The organism is Nonomuraea sp. NPDC049152, from assembly GCF_040648355.1.
Classification (GTDB): Bacteria; Actinomycetota; Actinomycetes; order Streptosporangiales; family Streptosporangiaceae; genus Nonomuraea.
In genome coordinates, this window is sequence record NZ_JBEZDO010000077.1 from 1,874 (window position 1) to 3,103 (window position 1,230).

1 rRNA gene (running past one end of the window) is annotated in these 1,230 nt (G+C 55.6%); it reads left to right on the forward strand.

Annotated elements, in window-relative coordinates:
• Window positions 1-52: 52 nt before the first annotated feature.
• A 23S ribosomal RNA gene (locus tag AB0B45_RS51210) occupies window positions 53-1,230 on the forward strand; it runs 1,921 nt beyond the window's last position.

Below are 1,230 nucleotides of genomic sequence, written 5' to 3' on the forward strand. Positions count from 1 at the left end.
CTGGTCGCTGTTTGTTGTTTGAGATTTGCATAGTGGACGCGAGCATCTTTGTGGCCAAGTTTTTTAGGGCACACGGTGGATGCCTTGGCATCAGGAGCCGATGAAGGACGTGGGAGGCTGCGTTAAGCCTCGGGGAGTCGCCAACCAGACGTTGATCCGGGGATGTCCGAATGGGGAAACCTAGCACCAGTCATGTGGTGTTGCCTCCGCCTGAATGTATAGGGCGGTTGGTGGTAACGCGGGGAAGTGAAACATCTCAGTACCCGTAGGAAGAGAAAACAACAGTGATTCCGTGAGTAGTGGTGAGCGAAAGCGGATGAGGCTAAACCGGGCATGTGTGATAGCCGGCAGGCGTTGCATGTTCGGGGTCGTGGGACCCTCTTGATTGATCTGCCGATCGGTCGAACAGTGAGAAATCGATGGGGTAGTTGAAAGCTCTGGGAAGGGCTGCCGTAGACCGTGAGAGCCGGGTAGGCGAAACCTTGTCGACTGTTTGAGGGGATCCCAAGTAGCACGGGGCCCGAGAAATCCTGTGTGAATCTGCCAGGACCACCTGGTAAGCCTAAATACTCCCTGATGACCGATAGTGCACTAGTACCGTGAGGGAAAGGTGAAAAGTGCCCCGGTGAGGGGTCGTGAAATAGTACCTGAAACCGTGTGCCTACAAGCCGTAGGAGCTTACATCAGCTTGCTGGTGTGTGATGTGACTGCGTGCCTTTTGAAGAATGAGCCTGCGAGTTATGGTGTGTGGCGAGGTTAACCCGTGTGGGGGAGCCGTAGCGAAAGCGAGTCTGAATAGGGCGTTTGAGTCGCATGCTGTAGACCCGAAGCGGAGTGATCTACGCATGGGCAGGTTGAAGCGAGGGTAAGACCTCGTGGAGGACCGAACCCACCAGGGTTGAAAACCTGGGGGATGACCTGTGTGTAGGGGTGAAAGGCCAATCAAACTCCGTGATAGCTGGTTCTCCCCGAAATGCATTTAGGTGCAGCGTCGCGTGTTTCTTGCCGGAGGTAGAGCACTGGATGGCCGATGGGCCCGACAAGGTTACTGACGTCAGCCAAACTCCGAATGCCGGTAAGTGAGAGCGTGGCAGTGAGACTGCGGGGGATAAGCTCCGTAGTCGAGAGGGAAACAGCCCAGATCACCGACTAAGGCCCCTAAGCGTGTGCTAAGTGGGAAAGGATGTGGAGTCGCAGAGACAACCAGGAGGTTGGCTTAGAAGCAGCCAC